The organism is Dactylosporangium sp. NPDC051541, from assembly GCF_044454505.1.
In the GTDB taxonomy this organism is placed as follows: Bacteria; Actinomycetota; Actinomycetes; order Mycobacteriales; family Micromonosporaceae; genus Dactylosporangium.
Genome location: NZ_JBITDU010000001.1, coordinates 172,780 through 197,422 on the forward strand (window position 1 = coordinate 172,780; position 24,643 = coordinate 197,422).

21 protein-coding genes are annotated in these 24,643 nt (G+C 68.8%); 12 read left to right on the forward strand and 9 right to left on the reverse strand.

Going from position 1 to position 24,643, the window contains the following annotated elements:
- Window positions 1-155 precede the first annotated feature (155 nt).
- Complete coding sequence (locus ACIA8L_RS00805; RefSeq protein WP_395899009.1) at window positions 156-392, forward strand: hypothetical protein; 237 nt, start codon at window positions 156-158, stop codon at window positions 390-392.
- Window positions 393-422: 30 nt separating this feature from the next.
- On the opposite strand, the gene ACIA8L_RS00810 is transcribed toward ACIA8L_RS00805, so the two are convergent.
- The 4 genes from ACIA8L_RS00810 to ACIA8L_RS00825 are packed head-to-tail and all read right to left on the reverse strand — an operon-like array spanning window position 423 to window position 5,080.
- Window positions 423-1,703 carry an AAA family ATPase gene (locus ACIA8L_RS00810; protein ID WP_395899011.1) on the reverse strand — a complete coding sequence of 427 codons (1,281 nt, stop codon included), beginning with the start codon at window positions 1,701-1,703 and terminating at the stop codon, window positions 423-425.
- Window positions 1,700-3,160, reverse strand: a complete 1,461-nt coding sequence (locus ACIA8L_RS00815; protein ID WP_395899012.1) for a hypothetical protein — start codon at window positions 3,158-3,160, stop codon at window positions 1,700-1,702. The genes ACIA8L_RS00810 and ACIA8L_RS00815 overlap by 4 nt, the downstream gene beginning before the upstream one ends.
- Window positions 3,157-4,278 (reverse strand): hypothetical protein, encoded by a 1,122-nt coding sequence (locus ACIA8L_RS00820; protein ID WP_395899014.1) that lies wholly within the window; start codon window positions 4,276-4,278, stop codon window positions 3,157-3,159. Before ACIA8L_RS00820 ends, ACIA8L_RS00815 begins: the two co-directional genes overlap by 4 nt.
- 16 nt (window positions 4,279-4,294) lie before the next feature.
- A complete protein-coding gene (locus tag ACIA8L_RS00825; protein ID WP_395899016.1) occupies window positions 4,295-5,080 on the reverse strand; it encodes a hypothetical protein in 786 nt (261 codons plus the stop codon).
- Between the two features lie 138 nt (window positions 5,081-5,218).
- On the opposite strand from ACIA8L_RS00825, the gene ACIA8L_RS00830 reads away from it, so the two are divergent.
- The 9 genes from ACIA8L_RS00830 (at window position 5,219) to ACIA8L_RS00870 (ending at window position 13,502) form a co-directional block, all read left to right on the forward strand.
- Window positions 5,219-5,662: a LuxR family transcriptional regulator gene (locus ACIA8L_RS00830; protein WP_395899018.1), complete on the forward strand. Its 444-nt coding sequence runs from the start codon at window positions 5,219-5,221 to the stop codon at window positions 5,660-5,662.
- A gap of 173 nt (window positions 5,663-5,835) precedes the next feature.
- Window positions 5,836-6,714: an NAD-dependent epimerase/dehydratase family protein gene (locus tag ACIA8L_RS00835; protein WP_395901654.1), complete on the forward strand. Its 879-nt coding sequence runs from the start codon at window positions 5,836-5,838 to the stop codon at window positions 6,712-6,714.
- 68 nt (window positions 6,715-6,782) lie between these two features.
- Window positions 6,783-7,553: an ABC transporter ATP-binding protein gene (locus ACIA8L_RS00840; protein ID WP_395899020.1), complete on the forward strand. Its 771-nt coding sequence runs from the start codon at window positions 6,783-6,785 to the stop codon at window positions 7,551-7,553.
- Window positions 7,538-9,283 (forward strand): hypothetical protein, encoded by a 1,746-nt coding sequence (locus ACIA8L_RS00845; protein ID WP_395899022.1) that lies wholly within the window; start codon window positions 7,538-7,540, stop codon window positions 9,281-9,283. Before ACIA8L_RS00840 ends, ACIA8L_RS00845 begins: the two co-directional genes overlap by 16 nt.
- Window positions 9,284-9,328: 45 nt before the next feature.
- On the forward strand, window positions 9,329-9,844 hold the full coding sequence (locus ACIA8L_RS00850; RefSeq protein WP_395899024.1) for a DinB family protein: 516 nt from the start codon (window positions 9,329-9,331) through the stop codon (window positions 9,842-9,844).
- 85 nt (window positions 9,845-9,929) lie between these two features.
- Window positions 9,930-10,802 carry a helix-turn-helix domain-containing protein gene (locus tag ACIA8L_RS00855; RefSeq protein ID WP_395899026.1) on the forward strand — a complete coding sequence of 291 codons (873 nt, stop codon included), beginning with the start codon at window positions 9,930-9,932 and terminating at the stop codon, window positions 10,800-10,802.
- Between the two features lie 91 nt (window positions 10,803-10,893).
- The gene (locus ACIA8L_RS00860) at window positions 10,894-11,046 is read left to right on the forward strand and encodes a hypothetical protein (RefSeq protein WP_395899028.1); all 153 of its coding nucleotides are present in this window, start codon (window positions 10,894-10,896) and stop codon (window positions 11,044-11,046) included.
- Window positions 11,047-11,178: 132 nt separating this feature from the next.
- Window positions 11,179-12,786 (forward strand): restriction endonuclease, encoded by a 1,608-nt coding sequence (locus ACIA8L_RS00865; RefSeq protein WP_395899030.1) that lies wholly within the window; start codon window positions 11,179-11,181, stop codon window positions 12,784-12,786.
- Window positions 12,787-12,836: 50 nt separating this feature from the next.
- Window positions 12,837-13,502, forward strand: coding sequence for an MOSC domain-containing protein (locus tag ACIA8L_RS00870; RefSeq protein ID WP_395899032.1), 666 nt, complete (start codon window positions 12,837-12,839; stop codon window positions 13,500-13,502).
- A 1-nt stretch (window position 13,503) separates the two neighbouring features.
- Here the strand turns inward: ACIA8L_RS00870 and ACIA8L_RS00875 are convergent, their stop codons facing one another.
- Window positions 13,504-15,009 carry an RNA polymerase sigma factor gene (locus ACIA8L_RS00875; protein WP_395899033.1) on the reverse strand — a complete coding sequence of 502 codons (1,506 nt, stop codon included), beginning with the start codon at window positions 15,007-15,009 and terminating at the stop codon, window positions 13,504-13,506.
- Window positions 15,010-15,131: 122 nt separating this feature from the next.
- On the opposite strand from ACIA8L_RS00875, the gene ACIA8L_RS00880 reads away from it, so the two are divergent.
- Window positions 15,132-17,582 (forward strand): S8 family serine peptidase, encoded by a 2,451-nt coding sequence (locus tag ACIA8L_RS00880; RefSeq protein ID WP_395899035.1) that lies wholly within the window; start codon window positions 15,132-15,134, stop codon window positions 17,580-17,582.
- A gap of 52 nt (window positions 17,583-17,634) precedes the next feature.
- Here ACIA8L_RS00880 and ACIA8L_RS00885 read toward each other — a convergent pair whose 3' ends face one another.
- From ACIA8L_RS00885 to ACIA8L_RS00900, 4 genes are all read right to left on the reverse strand, one after another.
- Window positions 17,635-17,889 (reverse strand): PspC domain-containing protein, encoded by a 255-nt coding sequence (locus ACIA8L_RS00885; protein ID WP_395899037.1) that lies wholly within the window; start codon window positions 17,887-17,889, stop codon window positions 17,635-17,637.
- Window positions 17,890-18,013: 124 nt separating this feature from the next.
- Entirely contained in the window at window positions 18,014-19,060 is a 1,047-nt protein-coding gene (locus tag ACIA8L_RS00890) for a hypothetical protein (RefSeq protein ID WP_395899039.1), read from the reverse strand.
- A gap of 24 nt (window positions 19,061-19,084) precedes the next feature.
- Window positions 19,085-21,181 carry an FtsX-like permease family protein gene (locus ACIA8L_RS00895; RefSeq protein WP_395899041.1) on the reverse strand — a complete coding sequence of 699 codons (2,097 nt, stop codon included), beginning with the start codon at window positions 21,179-21,181 and terminating at the stop codon, window positions 19,085-19,087.
- Complete coding sequence (locus ACIA8L_RS00900) at window positions 21,178-21,831, reverse strand: ABC transporter ATP-binding protein (protein ID WP_395899043.1); 654 nt, start codon at window positions 21,829-21,831, stop codon at window positions 21,178-21,180. The genes ACIA8L_RS00895 and ACIA8L_RS00900 overlap by 4 nt, the downstream gene beginning before the upstream one ends.
- Window positions 21,832-21,904: 73 nt before the next feature.
- Here ACIA8L_RS00900 and ACIA8L_RS00905 point away from each other — a divergent pair, with 73 nt between their 5' ends.
- On the forward strand, window positions 21,905-24,349 hold the full coding sequence (locus ACIA8L_RS00905) for a LuxR C-terminal-related transcriptional regulator (protein ID WP_395899045.1): 2,445 nt from the start codon (window positions 21,905-21,907) through the stop codon (window positions 24,347-24,349).
- Window positions 24,350-24,643: the final 294 nt, after the last annotated feature.

The window sequence follows — 24,643 nt, forward strand, 5'->3', positions numbered from 1 at the left end:
TTCTGAAGTTATCCGACATGTGACGCCCGAACGTGTCGGCTTGGTTGCTGAGGGTTGAAACCTAAGGCCAGAGGCGGTTTAACCAGGACGTTTGTCCGAATCAATCCACCTTTTCGTCGATATTTGTCCGGCGTCGGTTCTGTCACGTTGACGTGATGGACCATTCAACTCATGTCACGTTGGGGGGATTCCTGCTCGGCGGGCTCGTGGGGTTCGGGTTCGGCTTCCTCTACGCCATGGCTCGGCGCGCCTGGCGGAGTGTTGCCGGGGCCAAGGAGCTGGCCGGGGAGGCTAGGTCGTCGGCGTGGGCTCGGACCGGAGAGCTGGTCATTCTCGGGTTCTTCCTCGCCGTGTTCGCCGCGCTCGCGCTCGGCGGTCTCACCGACCGGTGACGGATAGCTTCGGGGCGGCGAAGCTATCCGTCAGGCGGGGACGCGGTGGGATTTCAGGTGGGTCATGATGGCTTCGTTGGCTTCCCAGCCGTCGGGGAACTTCACGATTTCGTTGAGGTAGACGCGGCCGGTTGAGGGGTGGTCGTCCAGGAGTTGCGCTATGCCGGCCCTGGCTACCGCTATGCACGCGTGTCTGTGGCGGGAAGTCAGGACGCACAGGCGGCCGGCTTCCAGGTGGAAGGCGGTTGCGTCTCGGCGGCCGGATAGTGGGTGCCAGATTACTGTCACGTCGTACTCGCGGCCCTGGAGGCGGTTGGCTGTGTCTACCGTTATGCCGGAGTCCGGGGGTAGGTGTTGGCGGACTGCTGTGGCTTGGTCTCGGTGGGCGGTGCCGATCGCTATTCGGTCTGGTGTTAGCTCGGAGGCCTCTGAGCGCTCGGAAACTGTTATCGCTCCTCGTTCCAGTAGGCGTAGGGCTACCGTTGCGCAGGCTTTGGCTACCTCGTCGTCGGTTCGCATGCTGTGTCTGGCCGGGAGTTCGTGTAGCGCCCAGCCGGTTGTTGCTGCCATTTCGAGAGTCGCGTCCACTGGGGACGATCCGAAGGCGTGGGTTGAGAAGGACATTTTGCGGTCAGAGAGAGCCGTGCCCGACGTGAAGCCGGTGAACGGATAGAAGGCTTCTGAGATCACCGGGGCGGCTGTTGCTGGTAGGCGCCACGAGACTGGTAGGCGGTGTTGGGGGATGTCTGGGTTGTGGCGTAGTAGGACGGCCACGGCGCTGAGTTGGGGGTCCCAGGACAAGCCCGCCCAGCGTTCGGTTTCCACTGTGGAGAATGGGTCCAGTTGGCCTGGGTCGCCTACGAACAGGGTGCGTTCGAAGCGGCCCGCGATTTGTAGCAAGGCGTCCGAGCGCATCTGGTAGGCCTCGTCGATGATGGCGCAGGGCCATTCGCCCGTTGTTACCGTCGCCCACTTGGCGGATGTGCCGATGATGACTGCGGAGCCCGCTAGACCGGCTACCGCATTGTCGACCGAGACGTTGTTGTGTGAAGCGATTCTTGGTACTGGTACATAGCCCTGAGCGGACAGGCGGCCGATCGGCAACGTGGGCGATGAGCGGGCCAGGTTGGCGATCAGATCGTCCACCTGTTCGTTGGTCTGGGCGACGATGGCCAGCGGCTCGCCGGTCTCAGCGATATGGCGTGCGGCCCGGACTACCAGCGTTGATTTGCCGGCGCCCGGTGGGGAGTCGACGACCACGCCTTCGCTCGCCGAAAGGGAAGACATCACAGCGGGGAAGATGTCGGTCATGACCAGGCCTCCACGGCGTCCTCTTCCGTCGGTTCCGGCGGTGGTGGTGGGCCGCCGTGCGTCCACGGTGTGTCTTCCGCCTGAGGGAAATTGCCGCCGGGCTGGAAAGCGGTCGACACCGTGCTGTACGTGACCCGTTCGGCCAATTCGGGGACGCTGCCGGGAGTTGGGGTCAGGGCTCGGCCCATGCCGCCCGTCAGCTCCAGAACAATGTCGGAGCCGTCGATCGAGACAATGCGAGCGGTTTGCGCGCGGCGGGTTGGGGACTGCAGTTCGGTACCCACGGGAAGCTTGAACGGATCCGTCGTGCGGACTGTCACATGTGGACGGAGCTTCCGGCGCGGGCCCGTCGCGTCCAGGCGGGTCGGGTCGGCCGCCACCACCTCGCCGGCGAAAGCCTCACCGGCCAGGCGGAACTCGGCCATGACCAGGGGGTCGTCCAAGGCGCGCTGGGCGTCGTACAAGGACTGGGCGCGTTCCAGGCGGTTGAGGCGGCGGGCGGCGGCCACGGCACTGTCGCGGCGGGCCTGGGGCAGCGCGGTGCCGGTTTGCAGGTACTCGACGTAGTTCGTGTACACGTCCCGGTCGTCGGCCCAGCGCTCCACCACCGTGGCGCCGGGCTCCACCGTGCGCAACAGGTCGATGCCGCGCCACATCAGCTGCCACGTCGGGTCCAGCTGACCTTGCAGTACCGCGCGCAAATGCTCCAACGCCTGCTGGCGGGCGATCGGGTCGGCGTCCGTTTTCGCGTACCGGTTGATGGCGGGCATCAATGCGGCCGCGTCGAATGTCGGGTCGGTCGTGGGGCCCGCCGGTGGCCAGATGGCGGCGTCCTCGGCGTCGCGGGCGGCCTCGAACGGGTCGTCGGTGAACCAGGCCATCAACGCGGCCAGATTCGCGTCCTCGACCGCGCTCTGGCCGGTGGCCCAGTGGGCACTCAATGTCGACGTCATGGCCAAGGTCAGCGATGAGCCCGGGTGCTCCGCGCGTTCGGCGAAGAACGTCAGCCACTTTCCTAGCGTGGGGACGATTGGCTTCACCGCGTATTCGCCCCAGATGCGGCGGAGCCTCGTCGAGCGGCCGAACAAGCGCAGGAAGGCGATGCCGCCGGGGTTCGGGACCAGGATTTGCGGCGCGTCGGTAAAACGGCGTTTGCCGCGGATCTCCTCCTGGCGGCGGGCGAAGCTGTCCACATAGGACACCAAGATGCGGCCCAGTTCGGCGGCGAACTCGAAGCGCTGGTCGCGGTTTCTCGGCTGCGGGACGATGAGAAGCCTTGGCGCCTCCACAGAATCGCCCAGCATCGCGGCCAACGGTGCGTTCGCCTCGCCGGCCAAAGTCAATGGGATGAACACCAGTGGGCGGTCGGCCAAGTGGACATGGCGGACGGTGGTGATTGGCTGGGCGGCCTCGGCTCGGACGGCCAATGCGCGGGCCAAGGACGTCAGTGCGCTCATACCGGCGCCCCGAGGCACTCCTCGCGCAGACGCCGGGCTGCACGCAGTACCAATGAAGCTTCAATTTGCTCTGGAGACGCCTCCCGATCGCCGGTCGCGAGTTGTAGTGCCGTATCGACGTACTCGATGCTGCCGAGCTCCTCGGCCACCGATTTGCCGAGCGCGTGGGTACTGCCTCTGGCCTCGTCGCGGCAGAAGTACGACATTTCGCAGGTCGAAAGGCACTCCGGCGAATAGCGGGCCGGAATGTCCTCGATGGCGGCGCACAGTTCACCGGGTGGGCGAGTGGGGCGGCCGTCGCGATCCGGCGCCAGGTCGAAGGTGACGCCCTGGGAAACGTGGGCGAGAACCTCGTCGATGCGGGTCATGTTCCGGAGTTGGCGTTTGAGGACGGTCAGTTGGCGGCGTACGTCGAGCTTTGTTCCGACGGCGTGATTGGAAAAGTTCTCCGGGCAGACGAGGACAACTTCGTGCGAGACCGTGGCCGGATCCTGGTCGAGCTCCTCCAATAGCTGACGGAGCGCCAGAACGTAGACCGCTGACTGCACGGCCGCCGCGGCTACCTTGCCACCGTCCGCTTGGCCATCGATCACGGCGAAGCTCTTGATTTCGATGATGTAGAAGGTGCCCTCGTACTTGAATGCGATGAGGTCCGGCTCGAGGAAGACCTGACGGCCACCGACCGGGATTCTCAGGAGTGGGTGGTCGAACAGGGTGCCGTCGGCAGTGGTCGCGGCGGCGCCGAGTACCTGGCGCGCATAGCGGTGGCGGACTTCCTGGCTCTCGTTGCCGGCCACCTCCTCGAGGTCGTGGTAGGCGACCTCGGGAATGTCCAAGTGCAGCACTTCGCGCAGCATTGTGAGCAACTCCGCGCAGCCGTTCGCTTTCACCTGGTTGACGAACGCACGAGTGCGCGTGATGGCGAACGGCGACTGGCCGTATGGCGGAGCGAAACCCGTGCGCGCCGCCAGTGTTCGTTTGTCCACGCCGGCGGCGTCGAGGACGGCTCGGCGGCGACAGCCCGGGTTGGTCGTCAAGGCGGCGATCGTGCGCGCGTTGTGCGGAAGCGGCGGCACCGGACCGCGCAGGTCGGCGAGCCGGTCTTCGATGCTGTTCACGGTCTGTCCTTCGCGGTCAGGTACCGGTCCGTGGCACCACTTTCAGGTTGACGCCGAACAGCTGACCGGCGTCGTCGAGCTGGGCCCGGGCCCTGGCGGCGGCCGCTTCGCGGTGCGACCGGTCGATCGGCTCGTGGGTCTCCAGCTCCGCGTTGGCGGCGCGGATGACGGCATGCGGCTTGGCCTGGCCGATCCCGTCCGCGGCGCCGGGGATGTTCTCCGCGAACAGCCACAGTAGGCGCGCGGTGGCCCGGTCGGTATCGGCAAGGCGGTGGACGTGTTCCGCGATGCTGACCGCCGCCCGGAGGAAGTCGACACGGGGGCTGAGGGCTCCGACGATGCGCTGCTCGAGCGGCCAGGTCGAGATCGCGAGGAGGCCGCGGACCGGCGCGAACCGATCGGCGGTGAGCGCGGCGCACAGGTAATACGGCCGGGAGAACGGGGCTGCGCGAAACGAACGCTCTTCGTCACGGCGCAGGCTGGTGAGCTTCGCTCCGTTGATGTCGCCGCCGAAGCAGGCGTTGTACACCTGAGCGATCAACTTGGGTGCGGCCGCCACGCTCAGGAGCGTCAGCGCGCTGTGCACCTGCTCGCGCAACGGCAGCAGCGAACCGCTCTCCCGGGGTGCGGGGATGGTGGCCGGCGCCAGCTCGGCCAGGGCCGCTTCCCACTCCTCGTCGAGGGCCTGCTGCTGGGCTCGGAGCATGCGGACGCGCGGCCAGTCGCCGGCTGCGGTGGCCTGCCGAATCTCGGTGCGCAGGGCTGTGAGCTGCTGTTCGAGCTCCTCTGCGGCCTCCGACATACGTTTGACGGTACCCCTCCCAGTAATTTCCAGCAATCCCCACTTCTCTCCAGATTGGGCGCTTGCGTGCCTCCAGTATCTTCCAGTAAGTTCCAGTAATTGCTCAGTGTCCGGTTCTAGGGAGTCGAGGGGGACCCCATGCACGAGCCCACGAGCGCAGCGTCCCGGTCCGTCAGCATTTCCGGCGAATATCCCCTGGTGGCGAGCGAGTCGCGCCGCCGCGATGACGAGGTGAGCCAGATGGTCGCAATGTCTGATGAGCGTCGCGTGGTCGGCGGCGCCGCCCTGGAAGCCATCCTGGAGGGCCTGCGTTCGGCGGGCCTCAACCCGGTGGTCGTAACCGACCTGCCGGGCGACGCGGAGATTGTCGTCGTCGCGATCACGCTGACCGAGAAGACGGGCTGGCAGACGCTGAGCGAACGTGAGCGATCGGTGGCGGATCTGGTCCGCAAGGGCCTGACGAACCGGCAGATCGCGACTCGACTGGGCATCTCGACGCATACGGTCAACTTCCATCTGCGGCGGATCTTTCAGAAGCTCAACATCTCGTCTCGGGTCGAGCTGGCGGCCGGGCCGGAGTAAGCCGAGCTGCTGGGCCGGACCGGAGCTGCCGGCCGGGACCGAAGCGAGTTGAGCTGGCGGTCGGACCGGAGTGAGGGGAGTTGGCCGCCGGGTCGGAGCATGTCGAGCTGGCCGCCGGGTCGGAGTAAGCGGCCGGGCGCTGGGCAACACAGGACGACATGGCGGTTGTTCTTATGACGGGCGCTTCCGGCGCGATCGGGCACATGCTGCGCGAGCGGCTCCAGCACCACGACCTGCGGCTCACCGACGTGGAAGCCGAGGCGGGGGTGGCGGCGCTCGACGTTACTGACGGCGCCGCGGTTGCGCGAATGTGCGCTGGCGTGGACGCGATCGTGCACCTCGGCGGGATCGCGAGCGAAGGGCCGTTCGAGGATGTGCTCGCCGTGAACGTGCGCGGGACTGAGCGAGTTCTGCAAGCGGCGCACGAGATGAACGTCCCGCGCGTCGTGCTCGCGTCGAGCAATCACGCCGTCGGTTTGCACGTGCGCGGTGACGACATGCACGGCGGCGACATGCACGGGCGCGGCGGCGGCATGCACGCGCGCGGCGGCGGCATGCACGCGCGCGGCGGCGACATGCACGCGCGCGGCGACCACATGCGCGGCGGCGACGTGCGCGTGCAAACCGACGGCGTGCGCGGCGGCGACATGCTCGCTGACGACATCGCGCCGCGGCCCGACTCGTACTACGGGTGGAGTAAGGCGGCCATGGAGGCGCTCGGGCGGCTCTACCACGACCGGTACGGGCTGCACGTCGTCTGCCTCCGCATCGGGACCTGCACCGAGCGGCCCCAGCACGCCCGCGACCTGGCCACCTGGCTGTCGCCCGACGACGCCGGGCGGCTGGTCGACGCTGCCCTCCACGCGACCGGGTTCCGGCTGGTCTGGGGTGTCTCAGCGAACACCCGGCGCTGGTGGTCGGACGCGGGCGGCCGCGCGATCGGATACGAGCCCAAAGACGACGCCGAGCGGTTCAAGGACGACGTCGAACCGCCGAAGCCGGAGGACAGACTGGTCGGCGGGGACATGGCGACGCGACCACTGGGGGTGTAGAAAACTGCACCCCCAGGTCGGAATCCATCCTCAATCCGTCGACACGTGAAGATCTTTAGATTTATCGCATGCCACACGACATGCAACCGGCGCTCGAGATTGCCGGGCTGACCAAGCGATTCGGGGACAAGGTCGCCGTCGACGCGATCGATCTGGTTGTACCGCAGGGCTCGTTCTACGGGCTCGTCGGGCAGAACGGGGCCGGCAAGACCACCACGCTCTCCATGGCGGTGGGGCTGCTGCGGCCCGACGGCGGGTCGGCGCGGATTTTCGGAGCCGACGTGTGGACGGACTCCAACAACGCAAAAGCCCTGGTGGGGGTACTGCCCGACGGTCTGGCGATGCCCGAGCGGCTCACCGGCCGGGAGGTGCTGACCTACCTGGGCCTGCTGCGCGGGATGCGCAAAGAGGTCGTCGCGCAGCGGGCCGACGAGCTGCTGGCGGTGCTCGAACTGGACAACGCCGAGCGCACGCTCGTGGTGGAGTACTCCACCGGCATGCGCAAAAAGATCGGGCTCGCCACCGCACTGCTGCACGCGCCACGGCTGCTGGTGCTCGACGAGCCGTTCGAAGCCGTCGACCCGGTGTCGGCGGCAACCATCAAGACGATCCTGCGCGGGTTCGTCGCCGCCGGCGGGTCGATCGTGCTGTCCAGCCACGTCATGGCGCTGGTCGAGCAGCTCTGCGACAACGTCGGGGTGGTCGACAACGGCAAGGTCGTCGCGGCCGGCCCGCTCGACGCGGTGCGCGGCGCGAACACCCTCGAAGAGACGTTCGTGCAACTGGTCGGCGGGGAGCGGACCAACTCGAAAGGGGAGCTGTCGTGGCTGTCGCGTTGACCATGGCGCAGATGAAGCTCGCGGTGATGCGGCACTCGTATCGCGGACAGCGGGCCCAGATGGCCGGCACCGGCGCCGCGATCGGTGTGCTCCTCGCGGGCGGCACCGCCTACCTCGGCTACCTCAACCCGGACTGGCTCGCCGCGGCCCTCGCCGTGTGGCTGCTCGGCTGGATGCTCGGCCCGGTGTTCATGGGTGGCGGCGACGAAACGCTGCGTCCGGAGTACTTCTCCATACTCGGCCTCTCGCCCCGCCGGCTCGCCACCGGGCTGCTCACCGCGTCGTTCGTCGGTGTCGCTCCGCTTGTCACATTCGGTGCGCTGGCCGGGCTGATTGTCGCCGGGACGCGCGTTGGTGCGCTGAACGCCCTTGTCGCAGTACCAGCGATGCTTCTGCAGCTTTCGGTTTTTGTTCTTTTGTCGAAGATCGCCGTCGCGGTTGTCGGGATCGCACTGCGGTCACGGGTCGGAGCGATCGCCGCCGGCGTCATCAACGGCGTAATCCTTTCGTCTCTCGGACAGATCTGGGTGTTCATGGTCGCGTTCGGCGTGAGCGGGACGCCGGCCGCCGTGTGGTGGATGCCGTCGGCTTGGGGCCTGCGCGCGGTCCGCGGTGAGTGGATTTTCCTTGCGGCTCTGGCGGCACTGGTACTGGTCCTGCTCGCACTGTGGGCATTGCTGCTCGGTCGGCGGGCCGGACGGCCACGAGTCTCCGGACGCGGACGGCGCCCGATCACCGCCGGGACGGCCGCCGGTGCAGTTGTCGCCAAGGAGTTCCGCACCTGGTCGCGCGATCTCGTCCGCAGCCACCAGCTGGCATTCGCCCTGGCCTACGGCGTCTGGTTCGCCGCCAGCCCGCTGATCGTGGGCTGGAACGGGATGCTGCCGTACGCCGGGCCGATCTTCGTCGTCATGGCCGCCGGCATGGCCTCCAACCTGTACGGGACCGACGGCACCGCGCTGTGGCTGACGATGATGACGCCCGGCGCGACCGACGTCCGCGGCCGCCAGCTGGCCTGGATCACCACCCAGGGCGTCATCGCGATCATCATCACCGTGACCTGCACGGCGATCACCGGTGGACCGTGGCCGCTGATCCTGGCCCTGCTGCCCGCGCTGCTCGGCGGTGCGGCCGGCCTGGTGCCGCTCGTCTCCGTCTATGCCCTGGTCCCCGGCACCGACCCGCACCGCCGCTCGGGCAACCCACTGCGGACCAGCGAGGACGAGGGCGGGCTCACCGGTCTGGCGTACCTGATGCTGGCGCTCGTGCTGGCGACGGGCGCGCCGGCGGGCCTGGCCGCGTACTGGTTCGGCTGGGCCGGCGTCGCGGTCGGCCTGCTCACCGGCGGCCTGTGCTACTGGCTGTTCGGTCTGCTCGCCGAACGTCGCCTTCTGTCGCACGGCCCGGAACTGCTGGACACAATGCGTACAGGTAAGAAGGCGGCTTCTTCAACTTCGATCATGCGCTTCGAGGAGCTTTCAAAAGTGCGCAAGAACATCGCCGGTCTGGGCTTCGGGTTCGGTGCCATCCCGCTGTTCCCGCAGGGGATCGTCGCGCTGCTCTTCGTGGCCAACGGGAAGACGGACAACTCGTGGTTCCTGGCCACGTACCTGCCCGCACCGTGGAACTATGCGGTGGCGATGGGCTTCATCCTGCTCGGCCTGGCCCTCTACGGATCGGCCCTGTGGGTCGTGCGGAAGCGGCCAGAAGCTGACCGCATCTCGGCCTAACGTTCTTCCTGACCGCTTCTCCGCCTGTTGATTGGGATGATCACGATGACCGCTCAGACGCTCACCGGCGAACGTGCAGATCTGCTCGAGTCGCTCGGCACGGCCCGCTACTTCCTGCGCAACACCGTGCAGGGCCTGACCGACGAGCAGGCACAGCTGCGCCCGACGGTGAGCGAACTGACCCTCGGCGGCCTGATCAAGCACGTCGGGGAGATCGAGCTGGGCTGGGCGCGGTTCGTCGTGGACGGCCCGGCGGCGGTCGCGCCCCCGACCGAGCAGGCCGGCTGGGAGAAGTGGGCCAACGACTTCAAGATGCTCCCGGGCGAGAGCCTGGAGAGGATCCTGCAGCGGTACTCCGAGATCGCCGCCGAAACCGATGAGCTGGTCCGCACGGTCGATCTGGACTCGTCCCACGAGCTCCCGCCGGCCCCCTGGTTCCAGCCGGGCGCCCGCCGCTCTGCCCGCCGTGTGTTCACGCACATCGTGGCCGAGACCGCGCAGCACGCCGGCCACGCGGACATCATCCGCGAGTCGATCGACGGCAAGAAGTCGATGGGCTGAGCTCTCGTAGAAGGGCATCTGCACGTGCATGCAAACGTGCAGATGCCCTTGCACATTGTCCTGACCGGGCGGCACGATACTGCCCGTGACGACGCTGTCTACGCCGACCGCTCGCCCTCAAGCAGTCTGGGGGATGATCGGCCGTCAACTTCGAGCGTTCCGTGTCGCGCGGAACATCAGTCCGGCCGTCGCCGGCCAGCACATCGGTGCCCATGAGTCGAAGATCAGCTGGATCGAGTGCGGCAACGTCAAGGTCAAGGAGGACGACCTGGAGCGCCTGCTCGCGCTGTACCGGGTCACCGGCGCCGAGTGCCGGGCCATCCTCGACCTGACCCGCCGAGCCGGCGATCGTCAGTGGTGGTACCCGCACCGCGATGTGCTTGCCGACTGGTTCTGCTCGTACCTCGTGCTGGAGTCGGCCGCCGAGGTCATCCGCACCTACGAGGTGCATTTCATTCCTGGCATCCTGCAGACGCGCGCCTACGCCGAGGCCGTGATGCGCCAGTGGTACGTCGACGAGGCCGAGGTCCGGCGCCGGGTCGAAGTGCGCATGCGGCGTCAGGAAATCCTGCACGAACAGCGCTCTCCCCACATCTGGGCCGTGATCGACGAGGCGGCGCTCCGCAAGCAGATCGGCGGTCCGCTGGTGATGCGCGAACAACTCGAGTCGCTGATCGAGGCCAACGAGCAGCGGCACATGCGGATCCAGATCTTGCTGTCCGCGGCCGGGGGACACGTGGGCATGGGCAACTCGTTCTCGATCCTGCGCCTGCGCAACGAGCACATGCCGGACGTCGTCTACCTCGAGCAGATCGACAGCGCGCTGTTCTTCACCGAGCGGGAAGAGCTGGATCCGTACCGCGAGGCGATGACTCGTATCAACGTGGCGGCCGGCAAGCCGAACGAGACTCGGAACGTCATCGAGCAGGCGTTGCGCGACGCTCAGTCGCCGCGATAGCACAACGTGCTAAACGACCGCTGGCGCTTGCAATTGCAGACTGCGATGATGGGATTACACAATGGCACGGGCTCCCGTTGAGGAGGGCGTCATGGATCGCGACGTGACGCGGAACGACCAGCTCAGCCCCCAGTCGGACCGGGACAACGGCGTCCCCACGCGAGACTCGAACCGCCTCGAGCGGGCAGCGGAACTCCCCATCCGCCGCCACCGCCGCCGCGAGTACCCGTCGGACGAGGCCTGAACGGACCGGCGTCCGCGGCGACGACCGCGGACGCCGCGCCCATTACCCGGAATGACGTCGTCAATTCGGCCGGTGATGAAGGCGCGCACGTTCCGGTAGCGTGTGGCCGCTTCACGAGGTCTGGGAGGGCGAGTGGCGCGGCGGCGGGGCATCCTTGCGCAGATTCAACGGGCACACGCGCAGCAGGTCCGGGCGCAGCAACGCGCGCAGACCGCATACGTGCGGCAGCAGCAGGCCATGCACCGGGCGGCCGAGCAGGCGATGAAGGCGGCGCAGCGAGCCGCGGTGGCGGACGAGCGCGAGCGTAAACGTCTGTACCTCGAAGCCCGGGCGGCCGAAGTCGCCGCCGACAACGCCGACCTGCAGGCGCACCTGGAGGAGCTCGAAGGCCTGCTGCAGGCGACCCTCACGGTGGACGATCACGTGGATCTCGCCCGCCTGAAGAAGCCGTTCCGGTTCGCGCCGTTCGACCCGGGCCATCTGGGGGTGCCGCTGCCTCCACCGGACTGGCGGCGGTTCGAGCCTCCCGCTCCGACCGGGTTGAGCAAGATGTTCGGCCAGTCGAAGCACGAGCAGCAGCTGGCCGCGGCCCGCTCCCAGTATCAATTCGCGCAAGCCCAGCACGCCGCCGTCGAGACCGACCGGCAGCGCCGAGTGGCCGCCGCCAACGGGCAGTACCAGCAGCAGCGTCAGCAGGCCGAGGCCGAGCTCGCGGCCACCAATGCCGAGATAGACCGGTTCACGGCCGCGTTCCAGGCCGGTGAGCCGGAGGCGGTCGTCGACTACTTCGGCATGGTGCTGTCCAACTCCGTGTACCCCGACGACTTCCCGCAGAACTACCGGCTGGCCTACGTGCCGGAGTCCTGCCAGCTCGTCGTGGAGTACGAGTTGCCGCCGCTGGAGGTCGTCCCGCCCGTCCGGGAGTACCGCTACGTCAAGACCCGCGACGAAGTGACGTCGTCCGCGCGCACGGCCAAGGAAATCAAGGAGCGGTACACCTCGGTAGTCACCCAGGTGACGCTGCGGACGCTCCACGAGCTGTTCGAGGCCGACCGCGGCGGCCTGGTCGAGACAATCGCGTTCAACGGCGTGGTCGACACCACCGACCCGCGCACCGGCCAGGGTGTCCGGCCGTGCTTGATCACGGTCCGTACGACCCGCGAGCAGTACGGCGTGCTCAACCTGGCCAAGGTCGACCCCGCTGCCTGCCTGCAGCACTTGAGCGCCTCGGTGTCGAAGCGCCCCGAGGCCCTCGCTCCGGTGCGGCCGGTCCTTGAGTTCGACATGGTCGACAAGCGGTTTATCGACGAGGTCGACGTGCTGGCCGACCTGGACGAGCGCCCGAACCTGCTGAAGCTCACGCCCAGCGAATTCGAGGCGTTGATTCAAAACTTGTTCACCCGGATGGGCCTCGACACCAAACAGACCCGCCCATCTCGCGACGGCGGTGTCGACTGCGTCGCGTTCGACCACCGCCCGATCTTCGGTGGCAAGGTCGTCATCCAGGCGAAACGGTATCGCCACACCGTCGACGTCTCCGCCGTGCGGGACCTGTTCGGCACGCTCCAGAACGAGGGCGCCTCAAAGGGGATCCTCGTCACCACCAGCGGCTACGGCCCGGCCTCCTACGAGTTCGCCTCCGGCAAGCCACTCGAGCTCATCGACGGCTCGAACCTGCTGTACCTGCTGGCCGAACACGCCGACCTCAAAGCCCGCATCGACCCGACCGAGCTCGACTGATCGGGGGTAAATGCGCTGCGGCCGCTGGCCGGGCCGGTTACGTTGCCCAAATGGGGCGAATCATCTCGATCAATCTGGCGGTACCCGAGGCCAACCCGGCCAAGAGGGACGTCGGCACCACCGGCATCAACAAGCAGCCGGTTGACCGCCTGGTCGAGGTGCGGGCGCCCGGGCCGAAGAAGACCGGGCTGCACAGCGGTCTCGTTGGCGACCAGATCTTCGACACCGACAACCACGGCGGCGACGACCAGGCTGTGTACGCCTACGCGCGCGAGGACTACGACTGGTGGCAGGCCCGCCTGAGCCGCCGCCTGGCCAACGGGCTCTTCGGCGAGAATCTCACCACCGAGGAGGTCGACGTGAACGGCGCGATCATCGGTGAGCGGTGGCGGGTCGGGCCGCGGCTGGTCCTGCAGCCCACGTTCGGGCGCATTCCGTGTGCGACGTTTCAGTACAAGATGAGGGAACCGCGTTGGTTGAAGACCTTCACGCGGGCCAACCGGACCGGGGCCTATCTGCGTGTGGTGGAGCCGGGCGCGATCTGCGCCGGCGACCCGATCACAGTGGAGGACCGGCCCGCGCACGGGGTGACGATCGCGACGGCGTTCAAGGCGTACATGACCGAAACCAAGCAGCTCTCGTCCCTGCTCGAAATTGACGGCCTGCCCGACAGTCTGCGCAAGATCTTCGAGGAGCGCCTGCCCCGGAAGCGGTAGTTCAGCAGGGGCGCCTGGCGGTGTTCGTGATGCTGGAGGCGGTGCGGCCGTCGGTTGCGGTGGCTCGGACGATCCAGGTCGCGGTTGCAGCCTGGAGGCCGCGTACCTCCGTGGCGGCGTACTGGCCGCTGACCATCAGGGGCTGGCTGTGGCTGGCGCCGTCAGGGGTGGTCCAGGTGACAGTGGCGGCGGACAGGGCGGTGTCGGTTGTGGCGCTCACCAGCAGGGTCCATACGGCGCCGTCGCAGGGGGTTGTGCCGTAGGCGGTCACCGTGAACGGGGCGGTCAAGATCATGGCGCCCGGGGCTGGGGGCGACGGGCTCGGGGCTGGGGCGGCGGGCGTGGTCGCAGTCGTGGTCGTGGTTGTCGTCGTGGCGGGAGTCGGCGTCTGGGGTGGGGAGGGCGGAGGTACAGAGCGGGTTGCTGTGGCTGACGTCGTTGTCGTTGCGGTGGGCGGGTTGGGTGTGGTTGAGGCGGCGACCGTTTCCACCGGAATGGCTGATGGGCGGGGTGAAGTGTTGGCTTGGGGGGCGTTGTGGTTGTCGGTCGGGGTGAAGGCCCAGAACGCCACGCCCAGCATCAGGAGCAGGATCAGTGCCGCGCCGGACAGGGTCAGGGCTCGGCGGCGGCGGTTGGCATTGTCGGTCTCGAGCGGGCGGAAGTCGCCTGTGTTGTAGACCGTTCCCGTCTGTACCTCGATCGTGTTCGTGTCGGCCGGGATCTCGAACGCGACCAGGGATGCGTTGATGTTCGGCCACAGGTCCTCGTCCAGCGGGAGGAAGACCGGGGCGTAGCCGGCCAGGAGGGCGGCCGGGCTGAGCTGTTCTCGGCGTAGTTCCGTGCACGTGTCGCAGCTGTCCGCGTGCCGGGCTACACGTTTGCGCAGCTGGGGTGTCAGGTTGCCGGTCCAGCCTTCGAGTAGTCCCGCCAGTTCTGGACAGGTGGCGGAGCCGCCGCGAGCCACGAGCAGCGCGCCGAGTGCGCGTTCCAGTTGGCCGCGGGCTCGGGACAGACGGGCGTGCGCGTTTTTCGTGTCCAGGCCGAGCACCCGGCCGACCATCGGAGCTGACAGGTCGTGCTGGATCGCCAGGTACACCACCTCGCGGTCGCCCGGGCTCAGCGTGTCCGCGGCCGCGTGCACGAGCTCGCGGACCTGCGCGGCCGCGACCGGGCGGGTCAAGTCGACATCCGCGGCCACCGGCTCGTCGATCGCGTCCAGGGGGACGTTGCGGCTTCGTGCGCGAGTCTGGCGGTGGCACTCGTTGCGGACGATCGCGTACAGCCACGGACGTAACTGGTCCGGTGTGCGGAGCTGATCGATGTGCTCGCGGGCGTTCAGGAAAGCGTCGTGCAGAGCGTCGGCGGCTGTCTGGTCGTCGCCGTGGACGAGCGTTCGGGCGTACGTGAGCAAGCGGGCGGCGTAGCGCCGGTAGACGCCCTCCCAACCCGACGGCTCGCCGGTGCGCATGGCGGCGACCAAGGTCGCGTCGTCCGCGAGTTCGTCCACGAAAGAAATTCCTCCACCGAAAACTGTTGGCATTGCCCGGCGGCCGCACTCCTACGGATGTCGCACACGAAGCAACACGACAGCGACACCACAGCAACCCACCGACAACCGAAGGAGACGTCATGCCGATCCCGAATTCCGTCCGCCGGGCGATCGCGTCCACCCTCGCGGGTGCCTTGCTTACCGGCCTGAGCTGGGGTATTGCCGCGCCGGCCCGAGCTGCGGACCCACCGGGCGTTTCGTTCGAGGTCGACTCGCGGCTGCACCCGAGCGTGCGCACGGTCGAGCCGGTCGGACGCACAACCGGTACCCGCGAAATCGGCGTTTTGGAGGTTCCGGACGCGGGGCCGGCCGAACTCGTGCTCGACGAGGTCATGGTGCACACCGCCGACCAGCAAGGGCTCGACGCGTTCGTGCAACGGTGGGACGGGCAGGTGCTCGACTCGTACGATGCGGACGCCGACGGACAGGATCACCTCGTCCGGGTGAACGTGGCCAAGGCCGACCCCGCGCAGCTGCCGGCCGACCTGCTGGCGACGGAGCCGCGGCAGCGCGGGACCTACCGGGCCGGGGATGAGCGGGTCCTGCGGCTGCTGGCCCTGGCCGCTTCGGAGTGGAAGGCCGGCACCGAAGTCGTCGTCAACTGGCTGGTCGAGCCGACCGGCATCGCGCAAGGGCAGGTGTTCGAGGCACCGGACATCAACAAGAACGTGTTCGAGTGGTCGTACATGCGTGCCGGTGGGGACATGGACACCGGCGTGGCGCCGGCGTGGCAGCTGCTGCAGGCGAAGGGGAAGCTGCAGCCGACGCTCAAGTACATGGTCGTCGACGGCGGGTTTTCGCCGAACAACGACTTCCCGAACGAGTTCTCCATCCACAAGGGCAGCTGGGGCGATAGCAACCCGCACGGCTGCAGCAACAACTCGTCGTGTCCGTGGCACGGCACGGACGTGTCGATGACCGGGGCTGGGCGAGTCGACAACGGGTACGGTACCGCCGGCTCGGGTGGACCGGTCGTCAAGAAGCTGGTCGCGGTCGGCAACGGGCTCGACTACTGGACCGTCCTGCGCCGGACCGAGAAGGCGGCCGAGGACGAGCACCCGGACGTGGTGAACATGAGCTTCACGCGCGATGTGCACTTGGGCGTTGCTCATGCGCGCAAGTGGACAGATCGACGGATGCAGCATGTTGCGGCGACCGGTGCGCTCATGGTCGCGGCGGCCGGGAACGACGGCAAGACGGTGGACAGCGACACGCTGTTCGTGCCGTGCGAGAGCAAGCACGTCATGTGCGTCGGCGGGATGAACACCGACGCCACGCGAGCGGCCGGCTCCAACTTCGGGCTGGTCGACAACCAGACGTCGGTGGAGATCTACGGGCCGATGTGCGTGCGCGTGCTCGCCGATCCGGGGCACTCGCTGGAAATGGCGACCAAGAACGGCTGCGGCACCAGCTTCGCGTCGCCGTTCGTCGGTGGCGTCGCCGCGCTGGTCAAGGCCGCGAACCCGGCGCTCACCGCACCGCAGATCCGGCAGATCCTCAACGAAACCGCGCACGTCGGCGGGCTCGGCGCGGACGTCACGGGCAGCCAGCGACGCGTCGACGCGCTCGCCGCGGTCGGCAAAGCGCTGAACGTGCCGATCGGAGCGCCGAAGGTCGTCATCGACAAGCCGACCCCGAACCAGCAGGTGAGCAGCGGCGCGACGGTCGACCTGTGGGGCACGGCGACGGACTTCAAGGGCGCCGCGGTGCCGATCACCTGGACCAGCGACAAGGCCGGCGTGCTCAGTCACGAGTCCAAGACCGCGGTGGGTCCCCTCGCTCCCGGCACGCATGTGATCACCGCGAGCGCGACTGACAGTACCGGCAAAATTGGCACCTCCAAAGTGACCATCACGGTCACCGACGCGCCGCCAACGGCGAAGATCTCCTCGCCGCCGGCCGGCATCAAGGTCGTCGAGGGTGAGGCGGTCAACCTGGCCGGTGTCTCGTTCGATCCGGACACGTTCCAGTCGGTGCCCGACAATCAGGCCAAGTGGGAGGTCAAGCGCAACAATGTGCTCGTCTTCAATGCGGTCGGGCACAAAGCGACGCTGCCGGCCAGCAAGGTGACGCCCGGTTCGTACAGCGTGAAGTTCACCGCCGGTCCGACCTCGGCAACCCGGACGTTCACGGTTGTCGCCGGCGCCGGCAAACCGACAGCGACGATCACGACCCCGACCAAGGATCTCTGGGTGCAGTCGCTCGGCGGTGTGCCATTGAAGTTCGATTTCGGGGGTACCGCGCACGACCCGCAGGACGGCACGCTCACCGGCGACCGGTACCGCTGGACGGCCTACAGCCCGGGCGGCACCAAGAAGGTGCTCTGTGAAGGTAGCGCGGTGCCGAAGAGCGGCGGAAACGATCAGATCGTGCTGCCGAAGAACTGCGCGACCGCCACGGGCGAGCTCGGCGTCCTGTTCGATGAGGGGCTCGACGCCACGACCTGGACCGTGTGGCTCGAGGCCTTCGACAGCGGCGGACTGGTCGGCACGGACTCGGTGACGGTGACCGTCGTGTTCAACGTGCACTGAGCGAACGAAATCGCCCCGGACACCGCGTGGTGTCCGGGGCGCTCGTTTCGGGTCAGACGACCGGAGCCTGGGCCTCAGGTGCGAACGGCGCCGGGGTGGGCTCGGCCGGCATGAGGATCCACAGGATCGGGTAGATCAGGATCTGGCTGCCGGGGATGGCCAGCAGGATCAGGACGAACAGCAGCCGGGCCGGCCACGGGTCGATGCCGAACCGCTGTCCGAGTCCGGCGACGACACCGCCCAACAGCCGGCCGTGCGTCGGACGAACCAGACCGTGCTGACGCATCGTGCCGTAGACGGTTTCCATTGTCGCTCCCTTTCGAAGGTGCCTCATCTGATGCATCAAGCATGGGCGCCGACGGGGGTGGGAGGCATCAGGGACCGACCCCGGCCGGTCCCTGGCCCCCGTACCCCGAGCTGACTCAGGGCTTTCAGAACTGCGAGTTGACGCTGATCAGGAAGCCGGTGTTGATCGGGGTGCCGGCGTTGGTGAAGCAGTTGACGTCGCGGACGACGGTGTCGGGCGGGAAGTGGAACCACGCGCCGTTGAGGCCGCAGAAGTCGGAGGTCGGGCCGGCCGCGGTGACCTGGACGGTGTCGGGGGTGACTGCCAAATTCGGGAACTTCAGCAGGTACAGGCCTGTGCCGGCCGGTCCGATGCCGTTGACGCCGCCGGTCGAGTTGAAGTTCGTCGACGCGGGGCCCAGGGGCGGGCGGTTCCAGAGGTACCCGAAGTACTTCGGCGGCCAGGACGCCCCGTACAGCGAGGTCTGGTACTGGTACGTCAGCGTGAACCGCGTGTTCACCGGCGCACCCAGCGCGTCGAAGCAGCCGACCAGCACGGTCTGGCCGCTCGCGTTCGAGGCCCACTTGAACACCTTGCAGCGGGCCGCCGTCGGCGACACGGCGGTGGCCTGCAGGCTGCCGTCGACCGGGCCGGGCGTACCGAGAGCCGGGAACTTGACCGTCCACTGGCCGACCGGGCCGGGCGTGACCGAGTTGAGGCCGCCCATCGAGTTGAACGAGTCGACCAGGGCCCCGGTCGGTTGCGCGTCGACGTAGCCGAAGCGGCCGTTGATGGCGATGTTCGGCGGGGAGCTGCGCTCGAAGAACGCGGTGAACGGGGTGAAGTCGGGGGCGCCACCGGCCTTGTAGCAGTCGATGTACACGACCTCGTCAACGCCGGACGGACCCCAGGTGTTGGCCTGGCACCAGTGCGGGGCGGCGTTGATCGCGGTCACGTGCACGACGCCGCGCGGGGCGGCGGCGCCCGGGAACACGATGCGGTAGCGGCCGGGCGGGCCGGTGACGACGGTCGTCGCGGCGGGGGTCGTGCCGGTGGCGACGGTGGCGGTGCCGTCCCAGAGCACGAACGCGAAGCGGTCGGGCATGGCCGCGCTGGCGGGCGCGGTCCAGGCCAGGGCGCCGGCGGAGAGCGCCATCAGGAGTGTGGCCCCACGGGCCAACAGTCTCATCATGACCAGAAATAGAAGCATCTAAATCTAGCGTTCAGTGTCGGATGCGCTACACAGCGCTGTTATTGCGGACAAGATCATCGTGGCGGCGGCGATCCCGAGTAGCCTCAGCCACGGCACCGGAACCGCCAGGGGACCGGTGACCAGCAGCAGTGTCAGCCACAGACCGCCGACAGCCAGCACGGCGGAGAAGCCGGCCAGCACGACGCCGACCGCAACGGCGATCAGTGTCTCGGCAACGGTCACCCACCTCGCGAAAAAGGCAGGAGCGCCGAGCAGCCGCAGCGTACGCCGGTCCGAAGCACGGTCCGGCGCGGCCATGATCAGAGTGTTGACGAGGCTCAGAGCCGCATAGCCCAGGATGACGCCGAGGACCACGAAGAGGCCGGTCCGGCTGGCGCTGGACGGCGGCTGCGAAATGTCCGCGGAGGCGGAAAAGGCATTTCCCGCACCCACCAGCACATCGGACGGACTGCCGAGCGGCAGCTCGCCGATCACACGCAGCGCGGCCGGCGATCCGTCCGCGAGCCATACGTGGGCTGTCGAACCGACCGGCAGCCCGAGATCGGGGGTCACCATGATCGCGTCGTCCGGCACCCAGGTGACCGCGGCGGCGGGGCGGCGGATGAGGGCGGTGTCACCCTCGAGGGTGTACACGGTCGTCTTCGGTCCCTGCGGCTGGTTCAGGGCCGCCTTCGCGGTGTCGGTGAGGGCGGACGCGGTGAGCAGGGAGGCCGCCAGACCGACGATCACCAGGACCGGGGCGGCGATGGCCGCGGTACGCCGGGTCGACGCGGCCGCCGACGTCGACGCGAGCAGGCCGGCGGTGCCGGGCAGCCGGACCGCGGAGAAGAGCCGGACCAGCGCCGGGGCGAGGAGACCGGCCGCGGCCACGAGGAGCATCACCACCGGCATGTACGTCTTGCGGTTCAATGCGCCCGCCGGATTGTCGACCGCTGTGACCACCATCGTCGCCAGCGCGGTCCCGAGCACCGTCAGTCCCAGCACCCAGCGCGTGATCGGCATCGTTCGCGGCTCGACCGCCGTGTCCCGCAACGCTTCTCCCGGTCGCACCCGGCTGGCCCGCCAGGCCGCCGCGAGCGAGCCGAGCAGCGCGACGAACGCACCGGAGCCGAACGCTGTCCACAGTGGCCAGTCCGCGTCGCTCAGGACCGAGATCCAGCCTGGGGCCAGGCGTGGCAGCGCGATCCGGCCGAGCGCGGGGCCGCCGACGGCGCCGACGGCGGACGCTGTGGTGGCGATGAACAGGGCTTCGCAGTACACGAGACGCCGCACTTGTCCTGGCGTGGCGCCGGTTGCGCGCAGGAGGGCGAACTCACCGCGGCGCTGCGCGACGGCGAACGCGAACGTGGATGCGACGAGGAAGATGGCCACGAAGACGGCGAAGCCCAGGGCGATGCCGGCGATCGTGGCGGCGTTGTTGCGGTCGCGGGCGTCGGGCTCGCGGTTGGCGTCGAGGCGGGCTCGGTCCTGGCCGACCAGGACCTGGGCGCGGTCGCCCACGACCGCCCTTACCTCGGCGGCCGGACTGTGCAGGGCCAGGGCATCGACGCGGGGGGAGAGGGCCGCGGCTTGGGGGTCGCTGAAGAACACCGCCGGCTGCGGGCCGCGGGTGACGATACCCACGATTTGGTACTGCCTGGAGCCGCCATCGCCAACCACGAGTACTCGGTCGCCGAGCGGGCCGTCGACGACCGCGATCTCGTCATCGGACACTGGTGCCCGGCCCGCCGTCAGTGACTGGTCGGCCAGACCGAGCGCGGACCATGGGCGTCCGACATTGGCTTGGCCGTATGAGGCGTGGAATACCCGGTCCACGACCGCGTCCGGCAGTGCGGCTACGACCTCGGGCGGCACACCTCGGGGCACGGCCAACTGTGCGCTGGCGGTGCCTCGCGACGTCGGCACGGTCAGCGTCTGGGCGGCCGCTACGACGACGGGGGCGGTGGAGTACCGCTGCGGGGGGCGGCTCGGCGCGGTCACGGTCGTGTCCAGGACGAGACCCAGCGCGGCCATCAGCGCGGAGCCGAGCGCCAGCGCGACGAAGGTGCCCGCGAACGACCGCCAGCGCAAATGCAGCGTCGCCAGGGCGATCGTGATCACGCCAGCCGCCCGTCGGCCATGTGCAGGACGTGGTCGGCGTGCTTGGCCGCGGTCTCGTCGTGGGTCACCATGATGATCGTCTGGCCGTGCTCGTCGACCAGGTCGCGCAGCAGGCGCAGGACGTCGCGGCCGCTGGCGGAGTCGAGGGCGCCGGTGGGCTCGTCGGCGAACAGGACGGCCGGCGCGGTCACAAGCGCGCGGGCGATCGCGACCCGCTGCTGCTGGCCGCCGGAGAGCTCGTGCGGGCGGTGGCTGCCGCGATCGGCCAGGCCTACGGCGGCCAGGCCGCGCTCCACCGTCGCCTTGTCGGGGCGCTTCCCGGCCAGGCGCAGTGGTAGGCCGACGTTCTGCCTCGCGGTGAGCGCCGGCAGCAGGTTGAAACCCTGGAAGACGAACCCGATCCGGCTCCGCCGCAGCTTGGCCAGCCGCCGCTCGTTCAGCGCCGTCAGATCGTGGCCGTCCAGCACCACCCGGCCGCTCGTCGGTCGGTCCAGGCCGGCCGCGCACTGCAGCAGCGTCGACTTGCCGGAGCCGGACGGGCCCATGATCGCGGTGAAGGTGGCCGGCTCGAACGCGACTGAGACATTGTTGAGAGCGGTGACGCCGTTGCGGTACTGACGGGTGAGCTCTTGCAGTTGCACGACTGGCATGGGTTGACGCTAGGAATTCGTTGACCTGAGGCGGTACCGGACGGATGACTGGGTGAGCCCTTAAGGAGAGGACGTGGGGGCGGGTAGGTTGGCGATCGTGCTGCGGGGGCGGGAGGCTGATCAAGCGCTGGTTGCGGGGGTGTTGCGGGCACCGGGCGGTGGTGTGCTCGTGCTGCGCGGCGACCCCGGGATCGGCAAGTCGGCGCTGCTGGACCAGGCGGCTGCGGCGGCGTCCGGGTCTGCCGTCCTGCGGTGTGCGGGCGTGCCGAGCGAATCCGGGATCGCTTACTCGGGCGTCCATCAGCTTCTGGGGTTGTCCGCGGATGGGCCTGCGGTCCTGGGCCGGTTGGCCGAGCTGGCCCCGGTTGCGTGCTTCATCGACGACGCTCAGTGGCTTGACGCTGACTCCGCGCAGGCGCTTCGGTTTGCTGCCCGCCGGCTTCCTGATGCGCCCATCGTGATGATCTTCGCCGGTCGTGACGAGTTCGACGCCGCTGACCTGCCGGCCCATCGGTTGTTGGGATTGCGACCGGAGGCGGCTGAGCATCTGGTCGCCGACCAGCCGCCGGCGGTGCGCGCCCGGCTCCTCGCCGAGGCCGCCGGCAACCCGCTTGCCCTCCTTGAGTTGCCCCGCTCGTTTCCGGACGACCATCGGCCGCTGCCGCTGCCGCGCCGCATCCAGGAGGCGTTCGCGGCCCGCCTCGAGCCGCTCCCGCCCGCGACCCGTGCCGCCCTATTATTCGTCGCCGCCGACGAAGACGTGGATCTTGCGGCGCTTTTTGACGTTGGGTGCACGGCCGAATCGCTCGCCGTAGCCGAAACGGCCGGGCTCATCGAGGTTGTCCATGACCGGGTCGCCTTCACCCATCCGTTCCTGCGGGCGGCGGTGTATCGGCAGCCGACGTTCGACCGCCGCCTCGAAGTCCACCGCACCCTCGCCGCCGTCGTCACCGATCCCGTCCGCCGGGCCTGGCACCTCGCCGACGCCGCCACCGGGCCGAACGAGGAGGCCGCGTCCGCCCTCGAAGCCATCGCGGCCCGGAACTTCGCCGATGCCGCCGTCGGTGCTCGGCGCCTCGCCGATGCCGCCGTCCGTGTCAGGCATTTTGCCGGAGCCGACGCCGCCGTCGGTGCCAGGCATTTTGCCGGAGCCGATGCCGCCGCCGGTGCCCGGGACTACTTCGCCGACGCTGTGATCGGTCCAGACCTGGAAGCGGCCACAGCCCTGGAGGCCATCGGCGCCTGGCGACGCGCCGCCGAGCTGAGCGCCGACCCGGCGAAGCGCAGCGCCCGCCTGGTCGCCGCGGCCTCAGCAGCCGACGTTGCCGGACACGACGACCTGGCCCGGGAGCTCCTCGATCGGCTGCCCCGCGACCACGCACCCGCGCTGCGGGCCCGTCTCGCCTTCGCCGCCGGCGACCCCGCCACCGCCCACGAACTGCTGGTGACCGCGGCCGCGAAGGCTCCCAAATCGGAGGCCGGCCCGCTGCTCGTCGACGCCGCCCGCAACGCCTGGCTCCTCGGCGACGGGCCGCGGCTGGCCGAGGTCGCGCAGCTCCTGCACGACCGCGGGCTACGGGCCGCCGCCGGACTCGACGCGGTACGCGCCGCCGTTGACGGTGACCCCGTGCCGGACGAAGGCCGACAGATCATCGCCGAACTGATCGCCGATCGCAGCGGACCGCCCGAGGCGCGCCAGACCGCCGCGTTCGTCGCCGGACTGGTCGGCGTATTCGAGTCGAGCAGCGATCCGGCGGCCGCGGTGTACTTGGGGCGCTTCGACGACGCCGCGGCGGCAGGGTCGGCCGGCGTGCGCGCATGGCTCGCGGCCGTGCGCGGCGACGACGAGGAGTGTGTGCGACTCGCCGCCACCGGGGATCGGGTCTGGGCCGAGTGGGCGCTCGCGCTGCTGGACCTCGGTCGGGGACGTGCGGCCGAGGCGGCGGACCGGTTCGAGCACATGCCGGCCGCCCCGGTGTTCTTGGTGCCCGACCGGGTGGAGGCCGCGATCCGGGCCGGCCGCCGGGCCACCGCCGAGGCCGCGACCGCCCGGCTGGCGAACTGGCCCTGGCCGTCGAACTGGGCGAAAGCGGCCCTCGACCGGTGCAACGCATCGCTGGGCCAGGACGTCAGCGTCCGCACCGACCTGCCCTGGGAGGCGGCCCGCACACACCTGGTGCTGGGCGAGCGCCTACGACGCGAGCGCCGCAAGACCGAGGCCCGCGGTCATCTGCGGGCGGCGGCCGAGCTGTTCGACCGCCTGGGCGCCGTGCCGTGGGCCGATCGCGCCCGGTCCGAGCTGCGAGCCGCGGGTGAGGTGGTCGCGGCATCACAGCAGCGGAATACGTTGTCCCCGCAGGAGTTGCAGATCGTCAAACTCGCCGCGGCCGGCCGGACCAACCGCGAGATCGCCGCGATGCTGTTCATCAGCCCGAAAACGGTGAGCTACCACCTGTACCGAGCCTTCCCGAAACTCGGCGTCACGAGCCGGACGCAGCTGGCCCAATTCAAGCTATAAGCGGCGCCGGGGGTACTGCGACGCACCCGCGCCGGCATCGTTTCGTCGACATTCGGCCACGCCGACCGATGGCCGTCGCGGTGCGCGATCCGCACGCGGGTGAACGGCTCCGGCCCCCGCCGACGAACCCCTCATCGCCAGTCAACAGAGAGTGTAATTTACAGCGATCGTCACCAATGTTACGTAACAACATGTGCCGTATTCGCAGGGTTGTTGCAGGTAGTTGACGTGGATTTCACGACGCGGCTACGGTCCCGCATCAGGAAAGCGCTTTCCCCGGTATTGGAGGAGCAG